The organism is Shewanella sp. SM23 (assembly GCF_025654295.1).
GTDB lineage: Bacteria > Pseudomonadota > Gammaproteobacteria > Enterobacterales > Shewanellaceae > Shewanella > Shewanella oncorhynchi.
On record NZ_JAKKRM010000004.1, the window covers coordinates 104135 to 119148 of the forward strand.

General features: G+C 45.8%; 15 protein-coding genes. 6 read left to right on the forward strand and 9 right to left on the reverse strand.

Annotated features, from left to right (window positions below; translation table 11 throughout):
* Positions 1–23: 23 nt before the first annotated feature.
* From L5L98_RS06930 to L5L98_RS06940, 3 genes are all read left to right on the forward strand, one after another.
* The gene (locus L5L98_RS06930; protein WP_263139571.1) at positions 24–980 is read left to right on the forward strand and encodes a ketopantoate reductase family protein; all 957 of its coding nucleotides are present in this window, start codon (positions 24–26) and stop codon (positions 978–980) included.
* 350 nt (positions 981–1330) lie between these two features.
* Complete coding sequence (locus tag L5L98_RS06935) at positions 1331–1669, forward strand: P-II family nitrogen regulator (RefSeq protein WP_105250140.1); 339 nt, start codon at positions 1331–1333, stop codon at positions 1667–1669.
* Entirely contained in the window at positions 1666–2979 is a 1314-nt protein-coding gene (locus tag L5L98_RS06940; protein ID WP_263139573.1) for an ammonium transporter, read from the forward strand. Before L5L98_RS06935 ends, L5L98_RS06940 begins: the two co-directional genes overlap by 4 nt.
* A 91-nt stretch (positions 2980–3070) precedes the next feature.
* Here L5L98_RS06940 and L5L98_RS06945 read toward each other — a convergent pair whose 3' ends face one another.
* The 6 genes from L5L98_RS06945 to L5L98_RS06970 all read right to left on the reverse strand — a co-directional run bounded on the left by L5L98_RS06945 (position 3071) and on the right by L5L98_RS06970 (position 9307).
* The gene (locus L5L98_RS06945; protein ID WP_263139575.1) at positions 3071–4591 is read right to left on the reverse strand and encodes an EAL domain-containing protein; all 1521 of its coding nucleotides are present in this window, start codon (positions 4589–4591) and stop codon (positions 3071–3073) included.
* 160 nt (positions 4592–4751) lie between these two features.
* Entirely contained in the window at positions 4752–5624 is an 873-nt protein-coding gene (locus L5L98_RS06950; protein WP_263139577.1) for a DMT family transporter, read from the reverse strand.
* A 188-nt stretch (positions 5625–5812) separates the two neighbouring features.
* Positions 5813–6661, reverse strand: coding sequence for a 3-deoxy-8-phosphooctulonate synthase (kdsA, locus tag L5L98_RS06955; protein WP_105250144.1), 849 nt, complete (start codon positions 6659–6661; stop codon positions 5813–5815).
* Positions 6662–6719: 58 nt separating this feature from the next.
* Positions 6720–7967, reverse strand: a complete 1248-nt coding sequence (locus L5L98_RS06960) for a DUF819 domain-containing protein (protein ID WP_105250145.1) — start codon at positions 7965–7967, stop codon at positions 6720–6722.
* A gap of 156 nt (positions 7968–8123) precedes the next feature.
* The gene (locus L5L98_RS06965; RefSeq protein ID WP_263139578.1) at positions 8124–8912 is read right to left on the reverse strand and encodes a SirB1 family protein; all 789 of its coding nucleotides are present in this window, start codon (positions 8910–8912) and stop codon (positions 8124–8126) included.
* Positions 8912–9307, reverse strand: coding sequence for a SirB2 family protein (locus L5L98_RS06970; RefSeq protein ID WP_006080263.1), 396 nt, complete (start codon positions 9305–9307; stop codon positions 8912–8914). The genes L5L98_RS06965 and L5L98_RS06970 overlap by 1 nt, the downstream gene beginning before the upstream one ends.
* Positions 9308–9426: 119 nt before the next feature.
* Between L5L98_RS06970 and L5L98_RS06975 the strand changes: the two genes are divergently transcribed.
* The gene (locus L5L98_RS06975) at positions 9427–9840 is read left to right on the forward strand and encodes a GNAT family N-acetyltransferase (protein WP_263139580.1); all 414 of its coding nucleotides are present in this window, start codon (positions 9427–9429) and stop codon (positions 9838–9840) included.
* 135 nt (positions 9841–9975) lie between these two features.
* Here the strand turns inward: L5L98_RS06975 and prmC are convergent, their stop codons facing one another.
* The 3 genes from prmC to hemA are packed head-to-tail and all read right to left on the reverse strand — an operon-like array spanning position 9976 to position 13183.
* On the reverse strand, positions 9976–10824 hold the full coding sequence (gene prmC, locus L5L98_RS06980) for a peptide chain release factor N(5)-glutamine methyltransferase (protein ID WP_113939044.1): 849 nt from the start codon (positions 10822–10824) through the stop codon (positions 9976–9978).
* 2 nt (positions 10825–10826) lie between these two features.
* A complete protein-coding gene (gene prfA, locus L5L98_RS06985) occupies positions 10827–11918 on the reverse strand; it encodes a peptide chain release factor 1 (protein ID WP_113939045.1) in 1092 nt (363 codons plus the stop codon).
* Between the two features lie 14 nt (positions 11919–11932).
* On the reverse strand, positions 11933–13183 hold the full coding sequence (hemA, locus tag L5L98_RS06990; RefSeq protein WP_028761678.1) for a glutamyl-tRNA reductase: 1251 nt from the start codon (positions 13181–13183) through the stop codon (positions 11933–11935).
* Between the two features lie 253 nt (positions 13184–13436).
* Here hemA and lolB point away from each other — a divergent pair, with 253 nt between their 5' ends.
* The gene (lolB, locus tag L5L98_RS06995) at positions 13437–14081 is read left to right on the forward strand and encodes a lipoprotein insertase outer membrane protein LolB (protein WP_113939046.1); all 645 of its coding nucleotides are present in this window, start codon (positions 13437–13439) and stop codon (positions 14079–14081) included.
* Between the two features lies 1 nt (position 14082).
* Positions 14083–14937, forward strand: coding sequence for a 4-(cytidine 5'-diphospho)-2-C-methyl-D-erythritol kinase (gene ispE, locus L5L98_RS07000; RefSeq protein WP_198571871.1), 855 nt, complete (start codon positions 14083–14085; stop codon positions 14935–14937).
* Positions 14938–15014: the final 77 nt, after the last annotated feature.

The following is a 15014-nucleotide window of genomic DNA, read 5'->3' on the forward strand; positions in this document are numbered from 1 at the left end:
ACCGATACCTTAAGGCTACAGATATGACTCATGCTGTGAACATAAATCGCGTGGTGGATATTGCGATTTTAGGTGCTGGTGCCGTTGGGCAGCTTATTTGCCACCAACTGACTACAGCAGGCATGAGTGTTGGTCTTATCGGCCGCGATTCAATTGCATCTATACAGCAGACACTTAGCGTCACTCCATTAGCGCCGGCCAATGATAATCAACAGAAAACACAAGCACTCCAGTATTCTGTGCCTATCTTAGCGGCCAATGCGCTCGATAATATTCGCCTCGTGATTGTCTGCGTCAAAGCCTATCAAGTGCTCGATGCACTTTTGCCCTTACTTAACCAACTGCCCAGACAATGCCACATTTTGTTGTTACACAATGGCATGGGACCTCATTTAGCCCTAGCGCCGCTAATTGATGCGCAAGCTGATGGCAGAGGGCTAAGCCTAGGGACAACTTCCCAAGGGGTGTTACGTCAAGCCAGTTGGCAAATTAGGCAAACGGGACAAGGGCTAACTCAATTTGGGCATTTTACAGGTACAGAGCTCACTGAGCATTATCGCAATGCTTTACTGACGGCTATCCCCAACAGTGAATGGGTGGATGCCATTGTGCCTTGTCTATGGCAGAAACTCGCCGTTAATGCCGCAATTAATCCGCTTACAGCACTATATCAATGTCCTAATGGCACACTCGCCGAGCCAGATTTTAGTGACATGATTAAAGGCATTCTCGACGAGTTAGTCACGGTTGCCACACTCGAGGGTGTGCCTCTAGATAAACAATTGTTACACGACAGGGTCTATCAGGTGATCCGACTCACTGCGAGGAATTTCTCATCGATGCACCAAGATATTGCACACCAAAGACGAACTGAAATAGATCAAATTAATGGTTATATCTGTGAGCGTGCACAAGCGCACGGTTTAAGTGCACCAGTTAATGCTGACCTCTGGGCGCGCGTCAAACAGCTAGAAGCTTAAGCAAGAAAACTCACATCACAAAACTAAATATAACATTATGTTTAATTTATATAATTTTTAATTTTTTGCTAAATCCCCACTTTTTATTTACCGTATTAAAACGCGAATTCCCCTAGTGCCATACTCACTCGGCTTTTGCCGCACTCATGCTAGTCAAGCAAATTTACCTTGCACCAACAATACGCACCAAATCAGGGCAGATTAACTTTGCCTTGCACTGTTTTGCACCAAAATTTTAAGCTATTTCGGTGCATTTTAATGTTAACGCAATGATAATAAATGCTTTGTCTATATGGCCTAATTCCTGCTTTACTCCAATAAATTGAGTCTGCAGCTTGTTGGAGAGAAAATTGAAACTGGTCACCGCAATCATTAAACCGTTCAAATTAGACGATGTACGTGAAGCCTTAACTCAGCTCAGCGTCCATGGCATGACAGTCACTGAAGTACGCGGTTTTGGCCGCCAAAAGGGCCATACGGAATTGTATCGTGGAGCTGAATATGCAGTGGACTTTTTACCTAAGATTAAACTCGAAGTTGCCATTCATTCCGATCAAGAAGATGCCGTTATTGATGCCATTATTGCTGCAGCCCATACGGGCAAAGTGGGTGATGGCAAAATCTTTGTGACTTCGTTAGAACAAGTGGTGCGCATTCGCACTTCGGAAGAAGGAGTTGATGCCTTATGATGCAAGTGAGCTTCAGACTCAGTATTAAATACCTATTGATATTATTCAGTATATTGACGATGAACGCCGTCGCCGATGATGGTCAATTTAGCGCTGCAAATACAGCGTGGATCTTAAGCTCATCCGCATTAGTGTTGTTGATGACCCTGCCAGGATTAGCCTTGTTTTACGGCGGTTTAGTTCGCAGTAAAAACGTGCTTTCAATATTGATGCAATGCTTCTCTATTGCCGCCCTAGTGTCAGTTTTATGGTTCGGGCTAGGTTACTCACTCGCATTCGACACAGGTAACAGTTTCATCGGTGGCTTAGACAAAGCGCTACTGTCAGGTATTGGTCGCGATAGTCTTAGCGGGGATATTCCCGAGCCGCTGTTTATGCTATTTCAAATGACCTTTGCCATCATAACGCCAGCTTTAATCATCGGTGGTTTTGCCGAGCGAATGAAGTTTTCAGCTGTGCTTATCTTTTCAGGTGCTTGGTTATTAATGGTTTATGCGCCGATCACCCACTGGGTGTGGGGCGGTGGCTGGTTAGCACAGCTAGGACTGTATGATTTCGCGGGCGGAACCGTGGTGCATATCACCGCAGGGGTTGCTGCGCTCGTGGCCGCTAAAGTGCTAGGTCCACGCAAAGGATTTTTAAACTCGGCGATTATGCCGCATAACCTGACGATGACTGTCACAGGTGCGGGCATGCTGTGGGTGGGTTGGTTCGGTTTTAACGGCGGCAGTGCGCTAGGCGCTAACGGCACCGCAGCCATGGCGATTCTAGCCACTCATCTCGCCGCTTCTATGGGCGCGATGACATGGGCGGCAATTGAGTGGATTAAGTTTGGCAAACCCAGCGCCCTTGGCATAGTCACCGGCATGGTAGCAGGCTTAGGCACTATCACTCCCGCCTCAGGTTATGTTGGCCCAGCAGGCGCCTTAGTCATAGGTTTACTCGGTGGAATCGTGTGTTTTTACTCAACGGTTTATATCAAACAGAAACTTAAAATCGATGACTCCTTAGACGTTTTCCCCGTGCACGGTGTCGGCGGTATTCTCGGTACCCTTTTGGCAAGAGTATTTAGCTCGACCCAATTAGGCGTCTTTAGCGGCTACGGTTTTGCGGCAGTGAACGACACTATGATAGACCAACTTGGGGTACAGATTATCGGGGTTGCGGCGACATTCACTTATACTGCGGTGGTCACTTGGTTGCTGTTTGTGATCATCCGTAAGCTACTTGGCGGCCTTCGCGTCAGCACAGAACAAGAAGTTAACGGCTTAGATTTATCGGAACACGAAGAAACGGGTTATAGCCTTTAATCAGAACCTCGAGCCAGAACCTTTAGTTTTAAGACAGTTCAATAGCCATAAGGGCACCAAGGCGCCCTGATGGCTGACTTACATCATGATGCTACTTTTTAAAATGCTCGACCAACCATAACTTTAAATCCACCAGCTTCATGGGCTTAGCAAAGAGATAACCTTGTAAAAAATGGACTTGGCGACTGGTCAAATAATCTGCCTGCTCCTGCGTTTCAACCCCTTCAGCCACCACCACATAATTCATCTTATGGGAGAGCTCAATAATGGTATCGAGCACGTGGGAAGTCACGGAGTCCTGCCCTATGGTATCGATGAAGCATTTATCGATTTTCAAGTAATCCAATGGCATGGTTTGTAACAAAGATAAGGTTGTTTGCCCAGTACCAAAGTCATCGATAGCCACTAAAATCCCCAACTGGCGTAAGCTTTCAATGCGCTGGCAAATATCCGGCGTTAATAATTGCCGTTCGGTGATTTCGATTAAAGGCTTAACGCCAATACGATCCAAAGAATCCCGCAGATGAATAAATTTCGACTCGATATCATTTTGGGTAAAATGCTCTGGCGCCACGTTGAACGCGACTCTAAAGCCCGATTCAACCTTCATATTAGCAAAATCTTTTAATGCCTTTTCGAAGATATAATTGGTCAATGGAACAATCAGCTTGCTCTCTTCGGCGATAGGAATAAACAAATCAGGCCGTACTAAGCCCATTTGTGGGTGCTGCCAACGCACTAATGCCTCGACTCCTTTGGCCTTGCCGTCCTCAGCACAGATCACAGGTTGATAAACCAAAAAGAACTCTTCGTTCTCTATCCCGCTACGAATATCATCAGCAAGGGAGTGACGAGATAACCGTGAATAGAGCACAAACAAGATAGAACCCGTAATCAAAATAATGCTAAAGGGTAATGAGATGGCAAAAAATATCCAAAAAAAATGCCTAAAAAAAGCAGGTGACATTTCTAGTAACACCGAAAAACGATGATCCTCAGAATCTAAAGTCATTACCTCATTTTTGATAAACTCGAGTGATTCAGGAATCGTTTTACCATTGATGGATAAAGCGACATTGATAACTGCGCTAGGAAACACATCGGGCTGTACAAAGGAATCTAATAAATATTGTCCTTCTATAATGACAGCAGCGCCGTGTTTAGATTTAGGGTCCCATTTAGATGACACTATCGCGGGCACCTCAGGCATAAAAGGCGTGCCCGTAATAATAAACTGGTTAGATATTTCAAGATTTTCGGTAGCACTAACAATGCTCAGGGGAGTATCAATATCACCAGTTTTAGATGAGCAATAAACATGTTGTGAATCATATATTAAAGCCGAGCGAAAGTAAGGTTGGAACAACATATAGTTGTATAACTCTTGACACTCAGAATCCTTCAATGCCAATGCATAATGGCTGATTTCATTAGCATGGGACACCAAAGTATCAATATGACTCACATAAATAGCCCCCACACCTTTGACTTTATCTTCAACAAAATACTGTGCAGAGAGATAACTTGCGGCAGCAGCAATTCCAATTGGAAACAATATGACTGCCAGCCATTGCCATAATGACAGATTTAATTTTGCTAACTTTTTTCGCATATATCCTTAACTCGCACAGCGCTCGGTTAAAAATGGTATCAAAATCTATGGAGCAAGACGTGTGTATATTTGTATCTCAGCGAATGTTTGCTTGATATAAACACACTGAATCGAGTTCTATTTTAGTCTAAAAAACCAGCATACCTTCTATTAATTTAGTCTATTCCCACATCACCAAAATGGCGGCGATAGCGATTAAGACTAACCCTAGCATATCTTTTATCTTTACTTTTTCCTTCAGCCAAAAGGTGGCAATCAAGATCATAAAGAAAACTTCAACTTGACCTAAAGTTTTAACATAGGGCACAGCCTGCAACGACATAGCACTAAACCAACCGATAGAACCTAAACAACTGGCGATGCTTGTCAGTAAAGTCAACTTAGGTCGTTGCCATAATGCTATCAGCGTAAATTTATCCTTAAGCAACAAATAACTGACTAACAGCAAAGTTTGTAGGCCTATCACAAATAGCAACACCCAAGCTGCGCTATGGGGGAAACCCACATTCAAACATAAACTCGCTTCTCGTACCCAAAGCGATGTCAGCGCAAACGAAGTACCGCAAGCCAAACCAATCAATACCGTATTGAGCGACAAGCTTCGCAGGCCTTGCTTGGCACTCATGAGAAAAATTGCCACACCACCCAACAACACTCCCGACCAACCTAAAAGGGATAAATGCGTCCCAAAAAACACTGTGCCTAAGATCGCCGCGACCACAGCTTCACTCTTGGCTAGCCCAGCACCAACGGCAAAGTTCTGTTGCTTGAACAGTTTCACCATCAAGCCCGTCGCGAGGATTTGCATCGCCGATGCTCCAAGAATAAAACCGATAAAACGGTCGCTAAAATCGGGGATTCCGACATCCTGCCAAAGATATAAGCTCGCCAGATACACGGCGGCAATCGGCCCAGCCCAAATAAAACGCGCTAAGGTCACGCCCGCAACACTCACTTCTTTACTCAGCTGGCTTTGAAACGCATTACGCCAAGCCTGCATAAATGCCGCCAGCAAAGTGAGTAAGATCCACATAAAGGTATTCCGTAAAGAATCTGGTCGGCTATAAAAACAAGATCGTTAGGCAAAGCCCATCATAAAACATTAATGTTTCAGATAGCTACGGGGCTATACCAATCACATTCCTCGACTGAAAAACAAAAAACCCGAACGAGTCGAGGCTTTGGGATTAAGTCACTAATTCATTAAGTCTTAGCTTGCGATTACTTACTGGTATCGATTGGCTCGAAGGATTTCACCAAATCGTCAATTGCTTTCATTTGCTTCAGATAATTTTCTAACTGATGCAAAGGCAGCGCACATGGGCCATCACACTTAGCGTTATCAGGATCGGGGTGCGCCTCAATAAATAGACCCGCTAAACCCAGCGCCATACCACTGCGCGCTAACTCGGTTGCCTGTGCGCGACGTCCACCCGCTGAATCTGCACGACCACCAGGGCGTTGCAGCGCATGGGTCGCATCGAAAATCACCGGATAGCCAGATTGCTTCATCTCGTCCATACCCAACATATCAACGACTAAGTTGTTATATCCAAAGCTTGAACCACGTTCACACAGGATGATCTCGTCATTACCCGCTTCGTTAAACTTAGTGATGATATGGCGCATTTCATGTGGTGCTAAAAACTGTGGCTTTTTCACATTGATGATAGCGCCAGTTTTTGCCATCGCGACAACCAAATCAGTCTGGCGTGCTAGAAATGCAGGTAACTGAATAATATCAACTACTTCTGCCACTGGCGCACACTGATGCACTTCATGCACGTCGGTGATCAAAGGTAAATTAAAGGTCTTTTTAATCTCTTCAAAAATCTTTAAGCCTTCCTCCATACCTGGACCGCGGTAAGAGTTAATCGAAGAACGATTCGCCTTATCAAAAGACGCCTTAAATATATAAGGGATCCCCAACTTTTGAGTCACTTCGGCGTAGGTTTCAGCAATCGACATAGCGAGATCGCGAGACTCAAGCACGTTCATGCCACCAAACAACACGAAAGGTTTATCGTTGGCAATCTCGATTGAACCTAGGTTTATGATTTTATTACTCATCGCAACTTCTCTCTAAAATGCTGGAACCTTTCCCAGCGGTGAATAGGAGCTAAGGCGGTTATACCGCAACTAACTGTAAAATTTGACCACAAATCCATGCCATATAGGTTCCTAACGCATAACCTAATACGGCTAACAGTACGCCCACGGGTGCTAATGCGGGGTGAAATGCCGCCGCAACTACAGGGGCCGACGCAGCACCGCCCACATTCGCTTGGCTGCCTACGGCCATATAAAATAACGGGGCTTTAATCAGCTTAGCCACCAATAACATAAAGCTTGCGTGAACGATCATCCACACAATACCAATTAAAAAGTACAATGGCGTATCAAGCACCTTACTCACATCCATATGTAGACCAATGGTCGCAACTAAGATGTAAAGGAAGGCTGAAGCCACTTTTGATGCCCCCGCCGCCTCTAAATGACGCACTGGGCTGAATGACATCGCCAAACCAATCGTTGTAACTATCACCACCAGCCAGAAGAATTTAGAGGTTAAACTGTAATCTGCGGTCCAAGGATAGTTCACTTCAAAAAATGGCCCCAGAAAATCAGCGGCGATATGAGCGATACCTGTGATACCAAAGCCTACAGCGACAATCAGCATAAGATCGCGCAGATTAGGAATACGCGCATTTTCAGCGTGATACTTTTCAACTTTATCTTTTAACGCTTCAATAGCAGAAGTATCCGCACCGGTTTTAGCATCGATCTCTTTCGCTTTTGAGGCCAGAAACAGCAGTACTGCCATCCAAATATTGGCGACTATCACATCGACTGTCACCATCACAGAGAAAATATTACCGCCCACGTCATAAATCTCTTTCATTGCAGCTTGGTTTGCGCCCCCACCAATCCAGCTCCCCGCTAAGGTCGTCATACCACGCCATACCGCATCGGGGCCATCGACCCCAATTAAAGAAGGTTCAATAACCGACACCAGCAACAAGGCGATAGGGCCGCCGATAACGATACCGACAGTGCCGGTTAAAAACATGATCAAAGCTTTCGGCCCTAAACTTAAAATAGCTTTTAAATCAACGCTTAAAATCAATAAGACTAAACAAGCTGGCAGCAAATAACGGGATGCCACAAAATACAGTTGTGAGGTATTACCATCGATTACCCCAAAGGTATTCAATAACGATGGCAAGAAATAGCACAATAAAAGGGCGGGAATAAAACGATAAAACTTCTGCCAAAAAGGATGACTACTGCTACTGGTATAAAATACAAAACCTAAAATTGTCGCGAGTATTCCTAACGCCGTGGCATCGTTCGTCACTAAAGCCGTGCTTGTCATGCTAATTTCTCCCTGTCGATACAGTTATTATTTTTATTAGAGACTTAACTTTTAAGTCCCTGGGTCAAACTTCCATCTGCCCAGTGTTATTATTTTTGCGGATTGAATTCGTTAATAAAAGTTGAATAAATAAGAAGAGCCCCGAAAGGCTCTGCTTTAGTGATAAACCTCGGCGTGTTCGTTTAATTCTTTGAGCTGCATCTTCACTATCTCGATCACGGGATCGTGAGGACTATTATCAACAAAATGCTGCAGATCGGCGGCGGCCACATTAATACAACCCAACTGCTGTGCAATAAATGCCCGCTCACGATTCAAATGTACATCGTCAACATGCCATTGCAACAGCAGGCTGCAACACTCCATCGCTGCCTCAAATTGATGCGACACTATGCAACCCGCCTTAAGCTCATGCAGCATACGCGTCAGCAGTTTTTTCACCGTTGCAGGCTTTAAGTAACTTGCCTTAAGTTCAGCAGCATTACCTAACTCGCCGCGCACTAACACGTGCAACTGGTGACGGGTGAGTTCCTTGCCCGTTAAAGGATTCAAATAACTCACTTCACCGCCAATCTTACAACGCAGCACCGTATTGCCAGGTAACAATATGGGTTCGAGTTCAAGATCTAACTGCTTCGCCAGCAACATCAATACCGTCGCCAGCGTTGTACTATTACCTTGGCGACTAATTAAGCAAGTACCTAAATCTGCCGCCTCTGTACTGAAGTAGTTCTCACGAACACAAAAACCTAAATCCTCGTAAAACCAATGCAACAGCGCATTAAAACGCTGTTGTTGATCAACCAAGTAATGACTTAATACGGCTCCCGCCATTTCAAACCAAGCCCATTTAGCGGCTTCAAGTTTAGAAAATCCAAGGTGCGCACCTACATCCAATGCCGACTCGGGCAATGAAATGCCATCTTGCAGAGTGTAGTTACCCATTAACCCAATAATACCGCTTGTTTAAAATGAGCCAATTTAGCAGCATAAACCAACCAACCTATCGCGCCTAAGTAAGCAAACACTTTGAACAATTTGTTTCTGTTCGCTTTTATGGCAATGGCACCTAGGACAATGTAAGCAACTACAGCACCGATTTTTTCGGTCATCCAAGGATCAACAAAAGGAAATTGCTGGATCATAAAACACAAAGTTAAGCCCGACAGCAGTAGGAAAGTGTCGATAACATGGGGCGCTATCTTGAGCAGTTTCTTCTCCATCAGAGCCGATTGGCGCAGATGCAGAACAAAGCGCACGGTAAGCAGCAACACGCTCAACGCGATAAAGGTAAAATGCAGATGTTTAACCGCAGGATATAGACTGTAAAAAGTTTCCATTACGATACTTATGGCCAGTGACAAAGGCGCTAGTTTACCCTAATCCTTGACGGCATACCAATGCCTATCAGCCTAGATATTCAGAGCTAACATCATAAAAAATCAAACGAGAAGTGACGATGAATTTAAGCTTAATTAACGATGAATCAACCGAGTTCGCCGACGCTGTAAAACAAAAAATTGTCGAGTTCAACCAAGTCAAATGGCAGGGGCTTAGCCGTAAAAATCTCGGACTCAAACTACAGGACTCCGAAGGTAAACTGTTAGCAGGGATCAGCGGTAAAACCTTCGGCAATTGGTTGTTAATCGATTATCTGTGGGTCGATGATTCTTTAAGATACCAAAGTATCGGCACGCGCTTATTATTAGCCGCAGAAAGCCAAGCAAAGGAGCGCGGCTGCCAATTTGCCCTACTCGATACCTTAGATTTTCAAGCTAAGCCTTTTTATGAGCGCCACGACTATCGCGTACAATGGGTACAACAAACCTACCCAGAAACCGGCAGTAAATTTTTTATGGTAAAAGTGTTGTGATGTTTAAGGTTTGGGATCTTCACCTTACACCAACTTAAGGTCGCCCTATAGAAAACAAAAACGCCATTGGCAATAACCAATGGCGTTCGATAAATCGGCATAACTGGATAAATATCTTCACTTAAAGCAGAGTTATTACTCCGCCCATTTACCCATAGTGCATCTGTCATTACTGCCAAAGTCTCGCACTGTGGCGACATTCTCGTAGCCCAGTTCGATAAGCTTAGCTCTGAGTTTCACAGCCTGCTCAAAACCATGTTCGAGCAGGATATAGCCGTTAGGCTTTAAGTAATCTCGAGCTGTGTTGGCAATATAATAAAGATCGGCAAAGCCTTCCTCGGCGGCGGTTAACGCGCTTTGGGGCTCGAAACGCACGTCACCTTGGTGCAAGTGTTCGTCAGCTTCATCAATATAGGGCGGATTTGAAACGATTAAATCAAAGTCCCGCGACTTTACGGCACTGAACCAGTCACTCTGGAGAATTTCGACCTGTGGCAGCTTTAAGTTCTCGCGGTTCGCGATAGCCAAAGCCACGGCATCATCGACTTTATCGACCGCGGTGATTTGCCATGACTCACGCTCAGACGCCAACGCCAGCGCAATCGCCCCAGTGCCTGTGCCTAAATCGAGCACTTTGGCGTAGGTGGAAAGCGGCATGTTCAAGGCGGTTTCAACCAGAATTTCCGTATCAGGACGCGGGATCAAAGTGGTGTCGTTCACGATAAAAGGCAACGACCAAAATTCGCGCTCACCGACAATATGTGCCACAGGTACGCCTTTTTGGCGTTTCTGTACCATTTGCTGGAAGCGTTTCCACTGTTCAACCGTTAGGGATTTTTCAGGCCAAGTATACAAATAGCTGCGGCTTTTATTGAGGCAATATAACAACAAAACCTCTGCATCCAAATGAGCGGATTCAGAGGTTGATGCTAACTGCACATAAGCCCATTGCAGGGCTTCGGCTATGCTAGATTGATCTGACAAAATTACCCCTGCTCGTCAGCCAGTGCGGCTAACTGATCGGCTTGATGCTCTTGCATCAGAGGCAATAAAATAGCATCGAGATCGCCTTCCATTACTTCGTTCAAGCGATATAAGGTCAAGTTGATGCGGTGTTCGCTCACGCGGCCTTGCGGGAAGTTATAAGTACGCACACGTTCGGAGCGATCGCCACTGGCAACCAGACTACGACGGGTCGATTCTTCGGCGCTACGGCGTTTTTCGTCTTCAACAGCTTGAATACGTGCGGCCAGTACACTCATGGCTTGGGCACGGTTCTTATGCTGCGAACGTTGATCTTGGCATTCCACCACGATCCCAGTAGGAATATGGGTGATTCGAATAGCTGAGTCAGTTTTGTTAACGTGCTGACCACCCGCACCTGATGAACGATAAGTATCGACTTTCAGATCGGCTGGGTTGATTGAAATCGCTTCCGCTTCAGGCACTTCGTGAAGTACCACTACAGTAACCGCTGAAGTATGCACACGTCCTTGGGATTCGGTTTCTGGCACACGCTGTACACGGTGACCGCCGGATTCAAACTTAAGTTTGCCGTATACGCCTTCACCGCTGACCTTCATGATCACTTCTTTAAAGCCACCATGTTCTCCTTCGTTGCAGCTCATGATTTCGATCTGCCAGCGATTCGCTTCAGCATAACGGCTGTACATGCGGAATAAGTCACCGGCAAAAATAGCCGCTTCATCGCCGCCTGCACCAGCGCGGATCTCAACGAAGGCGTTTTTATCGTCGTCAGGATCTTTTGGCAATAATAGAATTTGCAATTCGTCTTCGAGCTGCTCGAGTTTGGCCTTAGCGGCTTTCATCTCTTCCTGCGCCATTTCACGCATTTCAGCATCGTCTTCTTCCAGCATTTCTTTGGCAGAATCGAGATCGGCCTGCGCTTGCTGATAGGCTTTAAAGCCAGCAACAACGTCTTCTAACTGGGCATATTCTTTCGATAACGCACGAAACCTGTCTTGATCGGAAATGACGCTAGCATCACCCAGCAAAGCCATGACTTCTTCATTGCGCTCGAGCAAGCCTTCCAGCTTGCGGATAACGGATTCCTTCATTTAACTCGCTAACCTTAGTTTTTATCTAATCCAAGCGCTGATCTTAACTGACCGAGAGTATTCAAATCGCCCTGACGACTCGCTGCCGTGAGGGCCTGTGTCGGTGCGTGGATAAGTTTGTTGGTCAGGCGATTGGCTAGTTCAATCAATACCTGCTCAGTGTCTGAGCCCTGGGCTAATTTATTCAAGGCGCGTTCCACTAACTCATCTTTTACCGCCATGCTCTGGCTGCGATACTCGCGAATACTGTCGACCGACTCTAAAGAACGGATCCAATCCATAAATAGGAAAGATTGTTCTTCAGTAATTACTTCAGCTTGCTCGGCGGCTTCTTTTCGAGAAGCCATATTCTGTTCAATAATGCTATGCAGGTCGTCCACTGTATACAGAAACGCGTCATCCAAATCGGCGACTTCCGGCTCAATATCCCGGGGAACTGCTATATCAACCAATAACATAGGTTGATGGCGACGCTGCTTTAGCGCTTTTTCGACCATGCCTTTACCTAGGATAGGCAGAGGGCTGGCGGTAGAGGATATCACGATATCGGCTTTTGGGAGATAATCTGGTATCTGCGCCAGTGTAATTGCTGTTGCGCCAAACTCCTCGCACATGCCTTGGGCACGTTCTAACGTCCGATTTGCTACGACCATTGAAGCCACGCCGTTATCTTTAAGATGCTTCGCAACCAGTTCTATGGTTTCACCTGCGCCAATCAACAGTACTTTAGTGGTCGATATCGATGAGAAAATATGTTTCGCCATGCTTACTGCGGCAAATGCCACTGAAACTGCGGCGGCGCCAATTTCAGTGTCAGTGCGGACTTTCTTAGCGACTGAAAAAGTATTCTGAAAGAGTCTATCTATGGTTAGCGCAACCGTACCAGCCTCTTTGGCCTTAACGAACGCTTGCTTTACTTGACCGAGAATCTGCGGCTCACCAAGGATCAAAGAATCGAGCCCAGAGGCTACGCGCATCAAATGCCTGACGGCATCTTGACCATGATAGTTATAGAGACAAGGTGCTACATCCTCATGATCTAGGCCGTGATACTCTTCAAGCCACGCAATAATGTCGGCCTCATCGCCGTTGTTGCAATACAACTCAGTGCGATTACAGGTCGAGACAATAACGGCTTCACCCGAGCGTGTACGACTGGCCAGACTCTTCATAGCGTCATGAATTTTGTCCGGAGAGAAGGCGACTTTCTCACGCAGGTCTACCGTGGCTGTTTTATGGTTAATACCGATTGCTACAAGGCTCATCTGACTCTTTCTAGATTCTTGGCGACTCTCTTAATAAGGGCATTCTACTGAATTGGCCCAACTAAAAACAGAATACGCTTAACAAAACCGAATAAAGGTCTAACTTCTTACCTAAATTTTCTATCAATAATAGGTAAGGCAAAATTTGCCCCAAGGGAGCAAATCTAAGTGACCGCCGATGGAAATTTTACGTTTGGCATTGGTATTCTTTCCAAGCCCTCGTATCATAAGGACTTTGGTATATCAGTCATAGATGAATAATTTGAAGCGCCTCACAAAAACCATTTTCTCTTGTTTTACCTTAAGCGCCCTACTCTTACTGGCGGGGTGTGAAACTTTGCCGCCGATGACTGACTTAAGCCCAATCACAGTCAATGATGCGCGCCAAGCCAAAGCTTGGGAATTACAGGGAAAACTAGCGATAAAAACTCCCGACGATAAACTCAGTGCCAATATCTACTGGCGCCACAGTGAAGATCGCGATGAACTCACACTCACGACTATGCTAGGTACAACGGTGTTGACGCTTAATTCAACCTCAAACTCTGCCCATTTACATATCGATGGCAAAGATTTTCGCGACGATAATGCCCAGCGTTTACTCGAGCGCGTCAGCGGTTGGTCCATCCCCTTGGCCGATTTACCTTTATGGATCACCGGCCAAGTTGGCCCGAATGACCAAGTACTGGAAAGCGATAGCCAAGGCAAACCCAAACAGCTCACGAACACTCAAACCCCACCGCCTTGGCAGGTCACATTTTTAAGTTGGCAATCCCAGAGCGGCGCCAACGTGCCCCATCAATTAAAGCTTGAGCGTGGTGACTTACAACTCAAATTGCAATTGAATCAATGGCAAGCCCTCGGCAAGCCTGCAATCATACTCGAAGAGAAACCTTAGCATGCCCGCAGCAATTTCACGCCATTGGCCAGCACCAGCAAAGCTTAACTTATTCTTACACGTGAATGGTCGCCGCGCAGATGGTTATCATGAACTGCAAACCTTGTTTCAGTTTATTGATTACTGTGACATGCTCGATTTTAAGGTCACTGAAACCGCAGAACTGATTTTGCACTCCAATATCTCTAATGTTGTCGCCGATAGCGATAACTTAATTCTGCGAGCCGCAAAATCATTACAACAAACCACAGGCTTTAGTGGCGGCGCCGAAATCTGGTTGGATAAACGTCTACCCATGGGCGGAGGTTTAGGTGGCGGCTCGTCAGATGCTGCCACCACCTTAGTGGCACTGAACACATTATGGAACACCCAATTATCGACCGAAGAACTGGCTAAAATCGGCCTTAAACTTGGTGCCGATATTCCTGTTTTTATTCATGGTTTCGCCGCTTTTGCCGAAGGTGTAGGTGAACGCTTACAAGCGGTAAATCCGAGTGAGCCTTGGTACTTAATCATCGCACCCGATGCCCATGTATCCACCGCTGAAGTATTCCAAGATCCACTTTTACCACGTGATACCCCGAAACTGGCCATAGATACCTTAATGAACCAACCTTGGGCAAATGATTGTCAAAAACTAGTCGTTTCTAAATACCCTCAAGTTGCCAAGGCATTAGGCTGGCTGCTAGAATATGCGCCGTCGAGAATGACAGGAACAGGCGCATGCGTGTTCGGGGAATTCACACAAAAGCAACAAGCTCTCGCAGCCTTGGCGAAATTACCGTCTGAAATGCAAGGATTTGTTGCACAAGGGATGAATCTTTCGCCGCTCATCACGCGACTCAGTCACCCTTAAACTACTTTCTTCTAGAGTAACCACTTAACGATAACGCCTCGGGTTCCTCCCGTCCCTACATCGTCGTTACTCTAGCC